16 protein-coding genes are annotated in these 14,302 nt (G+C 65.2%); 5 read left to right on the top strand and 11 right to left on the bottom strand.

What is annotated here, in order from left to right; genetic code table 11:
- Window positions 1-47: 47 nt before the first annotated feature.
- The 9 genes from AB1411_14390 to AB1411_14350 all read right to left on the bottom strand — a co-directional run bounded on the left by AB1411_14390 (window position 48) and on the right by AB1411_14350 (window position 8,149).
- On the bottom strand, window positions 48-1,094 hold the full coding sequence (locus AB1411_14390) for an anti-sigma factor (GenBank protein MEW6544784.1): 1,047 nt from the start codon (window positions 1,092-1,094) through the stop codon (window positions 48-50).
- The gene (locus AB1411_14385; protein MEW6544783.1) at window positions 1,094-1,687 is read right to left on the bottom strand and encodes a sigma-70 family RNA polymerase sigma factor; all 594 of its coding nucleotides are present in this window, start codon (window positions 1,685-1,687) and stop codon (window positions 1,094-1,096) included. Before AB1411_14385 ends, AB1411_14390 begins: the two co-directional genes overlap by 1 nt.
- Before the next feature lie 127 nt (window positions 1,688-1,814).
- Window positions 1,815-2,957 (bottom strand): nucleotidyltransferase family protein, encoded by a 1,143-nt coding sequence (locus tag AB1411_14380; GenBank protein ID MEW6544782.1) that lies wholly within the window; start codon window positions 2,955-2,957, stop codon window positions 1,815-1,817.
- A 70-nt stretch (window positions 2,958-3,027) separates the two neighbouring features.
- Window positions 3,028-4,047, bottom strand: coding sequence for a hypothetical protein (locus AB1411_14375; GenBank protein MEW6544781.1), 1,020 nt, complete (start codon window positions 4,045-4,047; stop codon window positions 3,028-3,030).
- Window positions 4,044-5,189, bottom strand: coding sequence for a 50S ribosomal protein L11 methyltransferase (locus AB1411_14370; GenBank protein ID MEW6544780.1), 1,146 nt, complete (start codon window positions 5,187-5,189; stop codon window positions 4,044-4,046). Before AB1411_14370 ends, AB1411_14375 begins: the two co-directional genes overlap by 4 nt.
- Before the next feature lie 47 nt (window positions 5,190-5,236).
- A complete protein-coding gene (locus AB1411_14365; protein MEW6544779.1) occupies window positions 5,237-5,449 on the bottom strand; it encodes a lasso RiPP family leader peptide-containing protein in 213 nt (70 codons plus the stop codon).
- 24 nt (window positions 5,450-5,473) lie between these two features.
- Window positions 5,474-7,441 (bottom strand): asparagine synthase (glutamine-hydrolyzing), encoded by a 1,968-nt coding sequence (gene asnB, locus AB1411_14360; GenBank protein ID MEW6544778.1) that lies wholly within the window; start codon window positions 7,439-7,441, stop codon window positions 5,474-5,476.
- Window positions 7,438-7,887 carry a lasso peptide biosynthesis B2 protein gene (locus AB1411_14355; GenBank protein ID MEW6544777.1) on the bottom strand — a complete coding sequence of 150 codons (450 nt, stop codon included), beginning with the start codon at window positions 7,885-7,887 and terminating at the stop codon, window positions 7,438-7,440. Before AB1411_14355 ends, asnB begins: the two co-directional genes overlap by 4 nt.
- Entirely contained in the window at window positions 7,859-8,149 is a 291-nt protein-coding gene (locus AB1411_14350) for a PqqD family protein (protein ID MEW6544776.1), read from the bottom strand. Before AB1411_14350 ends, AB1411_14355 begins: the two co-directional genes overlap by 29 nt.
- A 200-nt stretch (window positions 8,150-8,349) precedes the next feature.
- Here AB1411_14350 and AB1411_14345 point away from each other — a divergent pair, with 200 nt between their 5' ends.
- From AB1411_14345 to AB1411_14335, 3 genes are all read left to right on the top strand, one after another.
- A complete protein-coding gene (locus AB1411_14345; protein MEW6544775.1) occupies window positions 8,350-9,855 on the top strand; it encodes a hypothetical protein in 1,506 nt (501 codons plus the stop codon).
- On the top strand, window positions 9,852-10,418 hold the full coding sequence (locus AB1411_14340) for a hypothetical protein (GenBank protein MEW6544774.1): 567 nt from the start codon (window positions 9,852-9,854) through the stop codon (window positions 10,416-10,418). Before AB1411_14345 ends, AB1411_14340 begins: the two co-directional genes overlap by 4 nt.
- Window positions 10,419-10,517: 99 nt before the next feature.
- Entirely contained in the window at window positions 10,518-10,994 is a 477-nt protein-coding gene (locus tag AB1411_14335; GenBank protein ID MEW6544773.1) for a group 1 truncated hemoglobin, read from the top strand.
- Between the two features lie 85 nt (window positions 10,995-11,079).
- Here the strand turns inward: AB1411_14335 and AB1411_14330 are convergent, their stop codons facing one another.
- A complete protein-coding gene (locus AB1411_14330) occupies window positions 11,080-12,129 on the bottom strand; it encodes a hypothetical protein (protein MEW6544772.1) in 1,050 nt (349 codons plus the stop codon).
- Between the two features lie 203 nt (window positions 12,130-12,332).
- Between AB1411_14330 and AB1411_14325 the strand changes: the two genes are divergently transcribed.
- Window positions 12,333-12,683: a cupin domain-containing protein gene (locus AB1411_14325; protein MEW6544771.1), complete on the top strand. Its 351-nt coding sequence runs from the start codon at window positions 12,333-12,335 to the stop codon at window positions 12,681-12,683.
- Between the two features lie 13 nt (window positions 12,684-12,696).
- Here AB1411_14325 and AB1411_14320 read toward each other — a convergent pair whose 3' ends face one another.
- Window positions 12,697-13,038 carry a hypothetical protein gene (locus tag AB1411_14320; protein ID MEW6544770.1) on the bottom strand — a complete coding sequence of 114 codons (342 nt, stop codon included), beginning with the start codon at window positions 13,036-13,038 and terminating at the stop codon, window positions 12,697-12,699.
- 116 nt (window positions 13,039-13,154) lie between these two features.
- Here AB1411_14320 and AB1411_14315 point away from each other — a divergent pair.
- On the top strand, window positions 13,155-14,302 hold a 1,148-nt coding region (locus tag AB1411_14315; protein ID MEW6544769.1), incomplete at its 3' end, for a SagB/ThcOx family dehydrogenase.

Raw genomic sequence — 14,302 nt, 5'->3', positions numbered from 1 at the left:
TGTAGCGGCGTTGGAATGAACTGTCAAGAAAAAGATGCGGGTGGCGATCAGAGCTGCCCGACGAGATAGATCTCTCCGGTGGGCTGCGGTCGGCCGCCTTCCGGCTCCATGCTGACCGCGAACTTGGCGACGTCGGCCGGGTCGGGGATGCTGCGGATCACGAGCCGGCTCTTCTGGCCGGCGTCGGTTCCGAACACTCCGGCGCTGATCGGCTTGCCCGCGATGGCCCAGAGCTGGTAGGTCTTGCCGGCCGGAAGCGGCGGCATGTTGAAGCCGTAGAAAAACGCCTTCTTGCTCTCCGGATCGAACAACAGCAGGGCGCCGGCCGACTTGGCCTGATCCGCTCCGGCGAGCGAGACCACCTTGACGTTGGGGGACCGCAGGAAAGCCAGCATCTCGTCGCGCTGCGCGAGCGTCTTGCGAAGCCCGGCGATCTCCCGTTGCTGGTCGCTCGCCTGCGCCCGCAGTCGGTCCAGCTCGGCTTCCCGCTCGGTCAGGGTTCCGAGGAGATCGCCCACGTCGCCGGACCGATGCGTGATCTCCTCCCGCAAGCCGGCCAACAGGCGCTCCTGCTCCGCCACCTGCCGTTGCAACGTGGCCAGGCGCGCGGTTTCGGCTTGCAGGGCCGCCTCCACGTGCTGACGCTGCACGCTCTCGTCGAGCACCCGAGACCGGAGGGTCCAGGCGTAGAAGCCCGTGCCCGCCACGGCCAGGGTGAGCACCAGCACGAAGGCTGGACGGAAGAAGACGCTGTACCAGGGAGGCTCCGGCGGGATCACGTGATTGAGCCACCGGCCCGGCTCCAGACGGGGTGGTGGCTCGGCCGGCTTGGCCGTCTCCTGCACGGAGGGCTTCTGCGCGAGCGCCCCGACGATCCGTCCCTTTAAAGAGGGGGGCGCGGGGACCGGCGGAAGCCCGTAGGGGAGGAGTCCCGCCGCGGCACGGTATTCTTTCAACGCGGCGTGGCAGACAGGACAGCCGGTCAGGAGGTGCGCCTCGATCGGCTGGCGATCCTGGCGGTCCAGTGCCCCGACGGCGTAGAGCGGCAGGGCCTCTTCGAAAGTCTCGTGCGACACCGATTCCCTCTCCACCATCACCCTTGATCCCACCAGGGCCGCAGGTCGTCCTTGAGCTTGCCCATGCCGAGCCTGATCCTGGTTTTGACCGTGCCCAGCGGCTGGTTCAGCCGCGCGGCGATCTCCGTGTGGGACAGCCCTTCGTAGAATGCGAGCATGACCGCCTGTTGCTGATCTTCCGGGAGATCCGCCAGGGCCTTCTCCACCGCCGTGCGCAGTTCCTGGCCGGCCCGATCGTCCAGGGGGCTGGGGCGATCATCCTTCAACTCGGCGGCCGCGGCGGCGTCCAGGGGGTCCGTCCGCCCATGCCCCCTCGCAGTCCCGGCCCTGAGCCGGTCAATGGCGCGGCTGCGCGTGACCGTCACGAGCCACGCCGTCGGCGTGCCGCGCCCGGCGTCGAAGCGGAGGCTTTTCCGCCAGATTTCCAGATACACTTCCTGCAGCAGCTCGGCCGCCTCGTCGCGGTCGCCGAGGATCTTCACCGCCAGCGTGAAGAGCAGGGAGCTGGACTGATCGTAGAGTTGTTCGAAGGCCTGCTGATCCCCCTTGGCGACGCGGGCCAAGAGGGCCGGTTGAACGGTGGAGGAGACCGATCGGGGCGTGGATCCCATGGGCGCCGTGCTCACGGAGATCTGAGGTGCCTGCGTCGGCGGGCATCATACCATAACCTACGGGCGATGCACGCAAAAGGATGCAAGGATCTTGCGTGTCCCGCGATGCAGCTCGACCGCGGTGAGTCTAGCTGGGTGAGGAGGGGAGCGATTTCCCGGCCGGGAAGATCAGACGGGCGAGGCCCTTGGCCCCCTCGCGGACCAGAAACAGGAGACGCTTCACGTACCAGACGGCCACCTGAGTCCGGCCGGACAGTCCGTAATGGAACCGCATGAAGGCGGAGGTGGGGAAGAGCAGGGCAAACGCGAAGCGGAGTCTGGGGCGGAGGCCCTTGATGGTCAGGAGTTGAGCGAAACTTTCCCGGCCGTCCACCTGGTCATCGCCGGCCAAGAGGCGGACCAGGCGTTCCTCCAGTCCCGAGCAAGCCGGGGCTCGCCTGCCCGCTAAGCCCGTTTCGGTGAGGAGGGCCAAGACGGAGGGAGGGACAGGCGAACCAAACAGTTGCCGGAGCTGATTCAGAGCTTCGGCGAGGAACAGGCCCTGGCCGGTCTGATGGGTAATGAGGACGATGTCCGGCCAGTCGAGCGAGGCCCCCTGTTGCCGGATCAGGCGGTGGAGTTCGTACCACCACAGGAGGGGTGCCTCCTCTCCCTTGTGGATCAAGTGGAAGCAGAGGTGCAGCAGAAGATCGGTCGGATCGAGCAGGGAGGTGTCGAGCCCCGCCACCGTCCCCCGCCGGCGTCGCTGCCAAACCTTGGCCATGTCCACCCGATCCGCGAAGGGAGGATAGGCGATGGTCCAATGGGGCTCGACCAACGGCTGGCCGGTTCCGCTTCTAATGAACTCCAGCGTGTAGGAAAAGGTCCGGGCAAAGCCGGGTCGCCGGTCGATCTCCCGGTAGCCCAGAGCAGTCAGGGTTTCCGCTGCCAGGGCGAGATCCTCGCGGCGGACCAGGAGATCCAGATCGTTCATCGGCCTGGCGGTGAGATCCCAGCCGAGTTGTTCGGCCAGGGCCAGGCCGCGCAGGGGGATGCAGTCCAGGCCCGCGGCGCGGCAGGCGCGCAAGATGGTCGCAAGCTCGTGCGCGAACGACAGGTTCTTGGCCGCGATTTGATGAGCGGCGTGACGGAGCTCCTGCCATGCGGAGGCCGGTGGCCGGTGCGCCGGATCTGCAGCCTTGAGCCGCCGATAGAGGATTCCAGTCACCCCGTGCTCGGCCGCATCGGAGAGGACTTGTCCCCATTCCGCCTCGAACAGGGAGGACGACATCCCATCCTCCTGTTCCGAGTCTCGCAGAAGTTGTAGCAGGAACGGGCGAATGACGGGAAGGAGCATCGGCTCACCCGGTTCGGAGGTCTGCCAGAACAGCCTCCCGCGCCAGCGGCAAAGAGGAGAAGTCCGGAGGAACGACGAGCTGACGGACGGGGACCCGGGCGACGAGCCGGTCGAGAAAGAGGAACTGCCTGGTGAGCATGGCCCGATCCTGGATGTCGAGCCGGAACAGGCAGGGCAGCAGGTGCATGAATGAGTCCCGGCGCCTCAGGTGCCGAATGGAAGGTGGTGAGAGAGGCTCCGCCTCGTGACAACCGGCGGGCCCTTCCAGGCAATAGACCCGCGCCAGGGGAACTGGCTCGGTCGGGAACTGCTCTCGCTGGTTTGGGACCAGGAGCCGGCGTTTGGTCGTATAGGGGGCGGTGGTTGGAAACTTCTCATGGGCTCCGTGCAGGGCCTCAAGCGCATCGTCCCACAGTCTGATGCCCGGATAAGCGGGAATGGCGGCGATACGTCCGTTCCGCTCGTCCAGCAAGAGGCAGTCGTCGCTGATGACGGGGTAGCCGGCGAGCAGGAAGCCGGCGGCCAGCGTGGACTTGCCCGAGCCGGTCTGGCCGGTGAATGCGCAGGCCCCTGCGGGCGTGAGCACGGTGGTGGCATGAAGAACCTCCCGCCCGCGCAGGTTGAGCACCAGCGGCAGCACTTGGTTCAGGAGCAGGTGCCTGAGAGCCTCCTCTCCCGTTCCTGGCTTGGCCTTGCAGGCAATCTCCTGCCCCGCTGCATCCACCAGGAAATCGCCCAGTCCTGGGAAATGGAGCAGGTAGCTGGCGTTCGAGGTGCTTCCGGCTGCAACCCGGCCGCAAGAGAGCCAAGGCTCCCCGTCGGGCAGCGTCATGGTCAAGAACCAGTCGGAAATTTTGGGAAAGTGGTGCCCTTCTCCCGCGAGGCGGACGAGGATCTCTGGTCCCTCCGTGACGGGCTGATCCTGGAGGGGAGTGAGCTCCGGCAGATGGAGCTCGCTGGCCAGAACCAGACCGCTCACTCGGTACCGATGGAAGTGGAGTCCCTGTGCGAGCTTGAGCGTCATCGGGCGTAACGGGTGACCACCTCGGCCACGAACTGCGCGGCCTCGGCCGGCGAGCGGAACAGGGCCTGGTGCCGGCGGTGAACTTCCTTCTCGATCTCGGCCAGGGGGGTCTTGCCGTCGCACAACTCCAGGATGGATCGGCGTGCCTCTCCCCAGGGAGTGAGGATGGGGACGAACTCCGGCCGGGTCCGCTGAAGATCCTCCTTGCAGAGCAGCATGCCCTGGAAGGTGGAGTGGGTGAAGGTTGCCTTCGGCCGGTCCTGGACGGCCGATCCCCACACGTCAACTTTCCAGGTCATCAGCGTCTCAGCCGGCACGATGCTCATCGTGATCCGGACCCGGTCTCCCTCTTCGACGGCAACCGGGCTGGCAATCGGGAAAAACACCGCCCGCCTGTTGATCGGCGCTTCAGCCAGGGGGGAATTGGATAGGGTGACGTTCGGGGAAAGCAGGGCGAAGAACCACCCGCCGATGCCGTGGAGAGTACCGGCCCTCCGGACCGGGCACGAGGCTTCGAGCCTCAGCCAAGTCGCCGGTGCGCGTGAGGGGTCGAGAGATGCGAGCGTCGCCGGCTCTCCGAGGAGTTGCTCGGGGCGGAGCTTCACCGAGTAGCAGGCATTGACGGCGCGAGCTCGAACGGGAGAGAAATCGAATCCCTCCGGTGAGGTGTTCCAGAACTCAACCCGTTCCCACATCTGACGGAACTCGACAGGAGCGACGTGGAGGTCAATGCGGGACGGGATGGTCACTCCGTCGGGCTTGAGGAAGCGCTCGCGGGCGTCACGAAAATATTCGAAGATCCCTGCATCGAACCCGAACTCGCCGATCTGATCCGCGACCACCACGTCGGCTCGCTCTGGAAGCTCGGCCCTGGTCGAGGATTCTTTGATGAGCGTCACGCGGTCTTCATATCCGTTGGCCCGGCAGAGGTCCCTGGTCAAGTCAATGATCGCGGTTTCTTCGACCGAATAGACGCGCTTGGCCCCGGCCCGGCAGGCAAGGAGTCCCAGGATGCCGGTTCCAGCTCCCAGGTCCACGACCACGTCGCCCGGCTTGACGACTTCGCCGATCGCCCGGTGAAAGGCGCGCGTGCGCGCTTCGTCAGCGAGGTATTGCCGATGCTCGTCGAGAATGAAAGACATCGGAACGGTTGTCTCGACTTCGTGCTGCGGAGATGACCGGTGGCACGCTAGTCATCATCAAGCCCGAAACCAAGCATCATCCCCATTCCTGGATGCATCCCACCCTTGCCGCCCTTGCCGTGTCCCATCGTCATCCCGGATTTGCCGTCAGGGATGGAGCCGCTCTTTTTCTCCGTCAGCTTGGCGACGCTGCCGTACTCCAGCAGGGTTGGGGGCGCATAAGGCTTTTTCCTGCCCACCGGACGCGTTTCACGCTGCATGACCTGTCCTCCATCGCGTAAGGACTAATGCTGCCTCGTCCATTCTAATTCAAAACTGGGGGATGAAGCGAGCGACACCGCGGTTTCCCTATACGGCCGCACAGGAGGCATGCGACCGATCGGCTCCTTCAGGGCGGCGTTGCCCCAGAGATCCATGCCGGCGATCATCCACAGGGGCCAGACGTGCGGAATCCCCTCGTCGTCGGCTGAGGCGCGGAGCGTCTCTTCGTACATCCGGCAAACCGTCTCCTTGCACACCCATCCTTGCGTCACAGCGGAAAGGGACGCAAAGAACTGCCGGCCTCCCAGGGTCTCGAAGGCGCGCAGGAAGACCGGTGAAAATTCCGCCTTGGTCTGACGCTCACGCACGAGGTCGGGCAGCAAGTCTCGCATGGCCTGTCGCATGATGAACTTGATCCGGCCGTCCCGCTGCCGCTGCGTCTGGGGCAGGGACAAGACGAACTCGATGAAGCGCCGATCGTTGAAGGGATGGCGATTCTCAAGGCCAAACCTGGCGGCCGAACGGTCAACCAATTCACAGGACAGTGTGTGCTCTCCGCTCCGGAGCGAGAGGAAGATGTCCCGCTGGGCATAGCTGGTGAAGGGGCCGGCCGGCGATGGGGCGCGGAGCCGGTCGGCCAAGTCAACGCGGCGTGCGAACCCGCCGTCGATCCAGGGAGGCAGGCCGTCGCGGCGAACCGCCCATCTATACGGGCGCAGCACCCAGGCGGGAAGGACGATCGCAAGCAACTCTTGGAGGTTCTGCATCAGCCCGAGCCCTTGAGGGTCCTGCCGAAGCTGTCGGATCAATGCGAGCCAGCGCCCCGAGCGGAGCAGATCCGCGTGGGGGGGGAATCCAGAGCCCAGCCAGTCGTCGCCGCCGATCCCCGTCAGTACGACCGCGATCCCCTTCTCACGGGCGAGTGCCGACAGGGGGTTGGACATGGTCTGGTTGGGATAGTCCGGAAAATCCAGGTGACGGCGAATCTGTAGAGCGATCGCGTCTGCATCCGCAAATTCCGGCAGAAGTTTATTCGCGCGGAGTCCCCACCGCTCGACGACGGCATCAATATAGGGGCTCTCGTCGCAGGCCGTCCCTGGAAAGACCAGCGAAAAGGCCTCAAAGCCCTTGTCGAGGACAGCGCCTCGGCGGACCAACGATTGCACCAAGCCGACGACGGAGGACGAATCGAGCCCGCCGCTCAGATCGGCGCCGACCGGGGTGCGACTGCGGAGCCTGCACCGCACCGCTTCGCCGAAGACGGACAGGAAGTGCTCCGCGTACTCGGCGTCGGCGCGGTAATGCAGCTCGTTCGAAGGGTCGGCGTCCCAGTAGCGAGTTTTGCGGACCGAACGGGGAGTCACGATGAGATAATGGGCTGGCGGGAGGCGGAGAACTCCGCGAAACAGCGTCTCCTCCTGGCTGGTCACCTGGTTGGCCAGATACTCGCCGATCATCCCCTCGTTGGGCTCTGGGTGGACGTCGGGATGCCGGAGGATGAGGTGCGGCTCCGAGCCGAACAGGAAGAGCCGACCGGACAGGAAATAATAGAAGGGCCTGATGCCGATGTGGTCCCGTGCGCAGAACAGGCGCTGGCTCGGCTCATCCCAGATGGCAAAAGCGAAGTCCCCGATGATCCGCTTGGCGCAGCCCTCCCCCCAGCATTCGTAGGCGCGCAGGACCAACTCGGCGTCGGTCTCGTTTCGGAAGGTGGCGCCGGCTCCCTCGAGTGCGCCCTGGAGTTCGTCCCGATTGTCCACCCGTCCATCAAGGGTCAGGCAGAGGCGCCCCGACTCGTCGGACCAGGGTTGCCGCTCATGAGACGATTCCGGCGTGGTCTGGAGCAGCACGTGACCCAGCCCAACGGGGCCGTTGATCCAGTGACCGTGCCCGTCCGGGCCGCGATGGGCGAGGCAGTCCGTCAGACGCCATAGGTCCGCCCGATTGACCGGCTGGCCGTCACGATGGAGGATTCCGGCGATTCCGCTCATCTCGGGTCGAACGTGAGGACTGTGGCGAACTGTTCGGCGACTTCGGGAGAGTCCCCCACGATTTCCCCCCCTCGTTCGACCCAGGCGTGCCCGTGAAGGACATCGGCCTCTTTGGCGACGCCGATGAGGAGCCGGACCGACGTGTCACGGGCGCTGAGGAGCCAGAAGAGGAGCAGGGACCGTCGCAGGCAATATCCGCCGCCGCAGGTTGCCCGCGCGGCGATGTCCACAAGGGCGGTCAGTCGCTCAAGCCTGGCTTGACGGTGCAGCGCGGGAACGCGGCACAACCAGGGATGTCGGGCGCAACGGGAGAGAACACGAGCCAGGTAGGAGAGCGGAAGAAGCCGCGTCCCGGCGCCGATCGTCAGAGCCGCCAAGAACAACTGCGGCAACAGGAGCCACTCGTCGGGCGAGAGGCTAGCCAGCCGGCGAAGTTTCCTCAGCATCGATCTTCACCAGTCCCTTCTCGGCCAGTCGTCCGAGGAGTCGGTCCACGTCCTCGCGGAGCCGCGCTTCTTCCACCTCGTACTCACCGAGCAGAATCTCGATGACCTTGTCCTTCCGGCCGTGGAGCCCGATGAGGGTCCAGATTCTGGTGCCCACTTCATCCAGACCGAAATAGGTGCCGGTGGCCAGGTTCAGCAACACGGCTTCACCCGCTAAATCCCGGAACACGACGTCGTCTGCAATGCGAATGGGCGCGGTCATGGCCTCTCCGTATCGCTATCCGAAGGTCACCCTAACGGCTGCCGAAGGGCTTGTCAAGAAGAAGCGCCGGCTCGCCGGGGCTCCGTGGATGGCGGCCGCTTGCGGACCGGGCTTCTGTTGAGCTTGCTCAAATACACGGGTTCGTGTACAGGGATGTCCGGACGGGCGGCTTCAGCCAAATGGGGGACCGGACACGGGAAATGGCAACTCCGCGCTCTCTCTGGATCCTGTTCGGCGCGGGAATCAACCTGATTCTCGCCCAATATTGGACCATGAAGGAATTCCTCATGGTCTTCGAGTCGTCCGAGGTTACGATCCTGCTGGTCCTCGTGGCGTTCCTGGGCAGTTGCTCCCTCGGCTACGCGCTTTCCCCCAGGACGTTGCACCGCTGGCTTCCGCACGTTTGCACGGTCCTGGTCGTGGGCCAATTGTTCTTCCCTTGGCTGATCAAGGATCTGGCCGCCCTCTGGTACCAGCGCTCCCTGCCGCACATGACGTTCTCGCTTCTGGCCTTCGGCACGCTCTTGATGGCGCCGCTGGCAACGGTCTTTCTTCCCTATCTTATCGGGATTCGCGAGGAGGCAGCCGAGGCGGCAGAAGGGGAACCTCTGGCTCGGTGCTATGCCGTCGAGCTGGGGGGAGCGATGTTCGGCGTCGCGCTCATTCTCACGACGGGTCGGACCAGCTTCGCTGCACTCCTGGTCCTCTATTTTCTCAACCTCTCGATCATGCTCGCGTTCCTGTTTGGAAGGATGGCCCTCGTCTTCGCGGGCGTCCCGGCGGCAATCTTGTACGGATTGTCCTACGGCCCGTTGGATCGGGCCGCGGCGGAGGATTTCTACCGAGGACGGGACGGCTACTCCCAGATCGAGGTCCTGGCCTCCACCCAGTCCATCTACAACCGGATTGACGTGTTGCTGGTGGAGGGAAAGGAAAAGCGGCTGCTCCTGAACGGACGGGAATATTTCAACCCGACCAATCTGGAGGCCTTCAATCGGTACCTGGCTGGCGTTCCGTCCTTGCTTGCGCCGGGGGGCCGTGTGCTGATCGTGGGCACCGGTTCCCTCTCCTCCGTCTACCACGCTTCGCGAACGGCCCGCACGGTGGAGTCCGTGGAGATCGACGAGCAGGTCGTCGGGCTGACCAAGGACTTGTTTCGCGAGTTCAACCACCTCGATCAGGTGAGGGGCTGGACCCTCCACGTGGACGATGCCAAGCATTTTCTCGGCTCCTCGCAGGAGCAGTACGATCTGATCGTCATTGACTTGGTTCCGCCGGTCTACGTGCAGACCGCCCTGCTCTATACGCGGGAGTTCTACGAGCTGGTCAAGCGACGATTGTCGCCGCGGGGGGTCCTGGCCATCTATACGGGAGAATGGTTCGGAGACCCGGACATGAGACGGTATGGGAGTTCCACGGAAAAGACCGTTGACGCCGTGTTTTCCGACTATCTGGTCCTGAACAGCCGGGCGGCCGACAATACGTTCGTCTATGCCTCGAAAGATCTGCCCTTCAGCAAGCAGGACCTTGTCGCCCTCCTGGAGACCTGGGGAGCCAATGGTGCGGATCAAGTCTTTGAGCCGGCGCAGGTCCGCCCGCTGGTCCAAGACAGAACCGTCACCTCCATGGACGATCTCGACATCGTGCTCGAATGGGCCCCCTCCACCTACCGAACCTTTGCTTCGTTCTTTCGGATCTGGCCGTGAGCCCGCTGCTCCCCAGTCTGTTCGCGCTGACCGCCGGCTTTTACTTCGCCGTCTGCCAGGTCGGCTATTTCGTGCATCTGCAATTTCACCTGTCCTCCACCTTCGTGTCCTATTACACGACCATTGGTGTATGGCTATTGGGCGGCCTGCTCGGCTTGTTCGTGCGAGTCAAGCGCCTCGAGTTTTGGATGGTGGCGGCGGGGTTGGGCGCCTATTACGCCCAAGGTCTCGTCCTCCGACAGCATCCCTACGATCTACGGTGGCTGCCCGTCTATCTGCTCTTCGTTTTCGCGACGGCCGTCTATAGCGGCTACTTCTTCCGGCGGGCGCGGGCGGCGTTCCCGTCGGCCAAATCGCTGTTCTTTCACGAAAATAACGGCTTCCTGCTCGGCTGTTTCGTGGCGTTGATCGAGCTGCTCCTGAAGGGACAGGTTTCGCAGCAGGTGCTGCCCGCGCTCGGGGCGGTCGGACACCTGGCGATGCTCGCCCTGCTCCACGCCGGCTGGCCTGGACGGAACGCGCCGGTCGTGGCCCATACATCCGGCAGCACGGACGCTCCGTAGTGGGGACAGAGGGCGATCCCGGGCAAAGGCGGATGGGATGCCGACTTGCCTGCGCGATCGAAGAGGCCACCCACTATGGAGAGCAGAGGAGGAGCAACGATGATTCGTCGTGGTCTGCTGATATGGGGATTGGTGGGAGTGGTTGCCGCCGGCGCCGGGTGCGCGGGCGAGATGACCGCATCGGGGAGCGGAAGCGCGCCGGGCGGGGCATCGGCGGGCGCCTCGCTGTACGAGCGGCTGGGCAAGAAGGAGGCGATCACGGCCGTCGTAGACGATTTCGTCGCGCGGGTGGCGGCCGATCCGCGGATCAACGGGAAGTTTGCCAGTGCCAACATCCCGCACCTGAAAGCTATGCTGCTGGATCAGATCTGCGAGGCCGTCGGCGGGCCTTGCAAGTACACGGGCAGGGACATGAAATCGGCCCATGCGGGCATGGCGATCACGGGGCAGCAGTTCGACGCCCTGGTGGGAGATCTGGTCGCAACGTTGGACAAGTTTAAGGTGCCGGAGCGGGAGAAGAACGAGCTGCTGGGAGCCTTGGGCCCGATGAAAAGGGACATCGTGACGGCGATGTAGATTCAGGTGGGTACGAGGCGCGAGGCGAGAGGTAAGGGAAAGGGGAGGCGAGGGGACGCGCGGTTCCACCCCTTGCCTCTCGCCGCTAGCCCCGCGCCTCTCGTCCGTTCAGATAGCCAGCCAGAATCGACGCCGCCTCGCTCGCGCCGGTGGGGACCGGCGCCGTCTGGCCGGGTGGGGAGACGGTCCCGACCTGTTCCAGCGCGGCCTTCCACCGTCCCGCGTGAAAGTCCTCCAACGACAGTTCCACCCCTCGGCCAAAGCGGTGGAGGTATTTGACGAGCGCCGGCTCGTCCACGAAATTCGAGCGCGGAACATAGACCATGGGCTTGGCGAGGGCCACGGCTTCCACCACGGTGTTGTATCCCGGCTTCGACACGACGACGTCGACGGACGCGAAGACCGTTCCGAAGGCGAGCGGGACCGCAGACAGCGCGTGGCTTCGACGGGCGTCGCTCGGCACCGGCCCGGCCACGACGAAGCGGTAACCGCTCAATTCGTCCAGCGCCTTGCAGGGAAGGTGCTGCAGGGGAATCCCCCCCAGGGCGACGAGCACGAGGCGTTCTCCTGGAGAGGCGCCGGTTGCGGCGAGGAGCGCCGCCCGGTCCGGAGGGGAGGGCGTGGCGACCGGACCGACGTCCGCGACGCGCCGGAACGCGTCCAATTCTATTCCAGGAGCGAGGCGCACCATCAGGTCGGTCAGGGCGTAGGCCCGGCGGATGTGCGACAGCACCGAGCGGTGTTCCTGCCTGTCCGGCGTGAGAAAACGATCGAGGACACGGTCCCAGGAAAGATTGCACAGACCGACGGTCGGAAGGCCGGCGCGGCCCCCTGCCTCGATGGCCAGGTAGGAGATGTCCGAGAGCACCAGGTTCGGCGCACTGGCCTGGATGGCGCGCGTCTCCGTCGTCACGAGCCGGTCCCAGTCTTCGTGCAGCCGAATGTGCTCGATCCAGGTCGCCGCGACGTCAACGTGCAGCGGACCGTGCTGCACGCAGCCGACGTCCTGCCGGGCGGCGCTCACCTCCCAGGGGATGGTCAGGCGCCCTTCGAAAAACGAACGGGGGACGGTCGTGCGCAGGATCGCGTGAAGGCCTGGGACCCGTCGCCCCAATTCGTTCAGGACTGGGACCACCTGGGCCGCATGGCCGAAACCGTGACCGGAGATGGAACACCAGATCAAAGGCATCGCGGGGGCGCATCATACCACAATCGGCCGGTTACATCGGCGGCCGTGCGGCTAAGGATTGAGACAGAATCCGGGGAAAGCGGCGGCTTGTCCGGCTCAGGAGGGCGTGCTAAGGTACCTGACATCGGGGCGTGCATGAGAGGTCCGGCATGATTATCAAACATTCCCGAACGGTCGCACCCGGGACCTATGCCGACGCCCCGCCCGGGGTGGAGATGCGGGAGCTGATCACCGATCGGGACGGAGCCCCGAACTTCTCCATGCGGGTCTTCGACATCCAACCGGGGGCCAGCACCCCGTTCCACCGGCATGAGTGGGAGCACGAAGTGTTCATCCTGGCCGGGAGCGGCCTGGTGCGGACGGAAGAGAACGCCACCCCGTTTCAAGCCGGAGATTCCGTGTTCATCGCGCCGGGGGAGCAGCATTGCTTCGTGGCCGATGCGGGGTCGGCCGTCCGGTTCATCTGCGTCATTCCCAGGCGGAACCAGTGCCGTCTCTGAGCGGATCGCGCGCTCACTGGGCGATCCGGGATCGGGGCACGGACACTTCTACCTGGACCGATCCGTCTGGGAGACGTGTGATCCTGGTGATGCGGAAGTCGCGGATGACGGCCCCTACCTTGATCGGGCCGGCATAGTCCAGCGGCGGCTGACGGCCTGCCTTGTTCGCCGCCTCCCGTACGGCCTGCAGGAAGGCCGCCCGTTCGGCCATGGCGTAGGCCTGGGCGGGCGAAACGGAGTCGGCCGGCGGCCGGCCCAGACCTGTGGCGGAAATCAGATCCTGCGCCTGGGCGAGACCCACGGTAGTCAAGAGCAGGGCGGCCAGCCAATTGAACCGGGCGCGGCGGTGAGCCATAGAAAACCTCCTCGTCATGAATGACTCTTTCTACCACTGTTGTGACGGTCCTGTCCGCATGTCCTGTCCCCGGTGCGGCAGCCATCCCTTCCCGCAGTGAGCCGGTTCGACCGCCGATGGATCAGATCCAGCACGTCATCCGGTATCATCAGGAGACGAAACATCATTTTTTCCGGTTTGCCCGATCCCTGGGATACCTGGACTGGGCCAACCAGCCCGATCCCTTCCGCCGATTTGAGGGGAGCCCGGCGGTCCGCCTGCCGGTTCTGAAGCCGGAGGAGTCTCCCGTGTCCCCTCGCTACGACGATCTCTACCGTCGGGGGCGCGTCCCCGCCGAACCGGTCTCGCTCCGTAGCCTGTCCCGGTTCTTCGAATACGCCCTGGCCATTTCGGCCTGGAAGCAGGCGGGGGAGACCAGGTGGGCCCTCCGCAGCAACCCGTCCAGCGGGAACCTGCATCCGACCGAGGGGTATCTTTTGATCGGCGCCGTCCCGGATTTGGCGCCAGCGCCCGGCCTGTACCATTATGCGCCCAGGGAGCACGTGCTGGAGCGGCGGAGCGACTGGGAATCCGAGCGGTTCGCGACCCTCATGCAGGCCTTCCCGCCCGGCGCTTTCCTGATCGCCTTCTCCTCGATCCATTGGCGGGAGGCCTGGAAGTACGGGGAGCGGGCCTTCCGCTACTGTCAGCATGATGCCGGCCATGCGATCGGGACGGCCCGGATCGGAGCCGCGGCCCTCGGTTGGGACCTGCTGCTCCTGGAAGACATGACCGACGACCTGCTGGAGGGCCTGCTCGGCCTGAACCGGCCCGAGGATTTCGTCGGGGCCGAGAGGGAGCACCCGGACTGTGCGGCGGCGGTCTGGCCGGCGGGTGCCGCGAGCCGTTCGATGTCGCTCCCCCTCTTCCTCGATGCGGGAGCGGTGCAGGACCCTGCAAATGCGAAATGGTACGGGAGAGCGAACCGCCTCAGCCGGGACGAGCCAGTGCGCTGGGAGATCATCGACGAGGTTACGGCGGCCTCGCGGAAATCGAGGGCGGGGCAGCGGTTCGTAGACCTCCCCGCTGAGCCGTCTGATCTTTCCATTCGTCACCCGTCACTCATCACCGGTCACGAGAGGGGGCGCCGCTTGGACGGGGCGCCCGCCCTCTCAGCAGGCCAGATCATCCGCCAGCGGCGCAGCGCCTTGGCTTTCGACGCGAAGACCTCGATCTCCTCGTCCAACTTCTTTGACATGCTCGCCCGCGTGATGCCACGCGCCGA

Source organism: Nitrospirota bacterium (assembly GCA_040757595.1).
GTDB lineage: Bacteria > Nitrospirota > Nitrospiria > Nitrospirales > Nitrospiraceae > JBFLWP01.
Note: the sequence above shows the minus strand (reverse complement) of the source record. Positions and strands in the feature narration are given on the sequence as shown.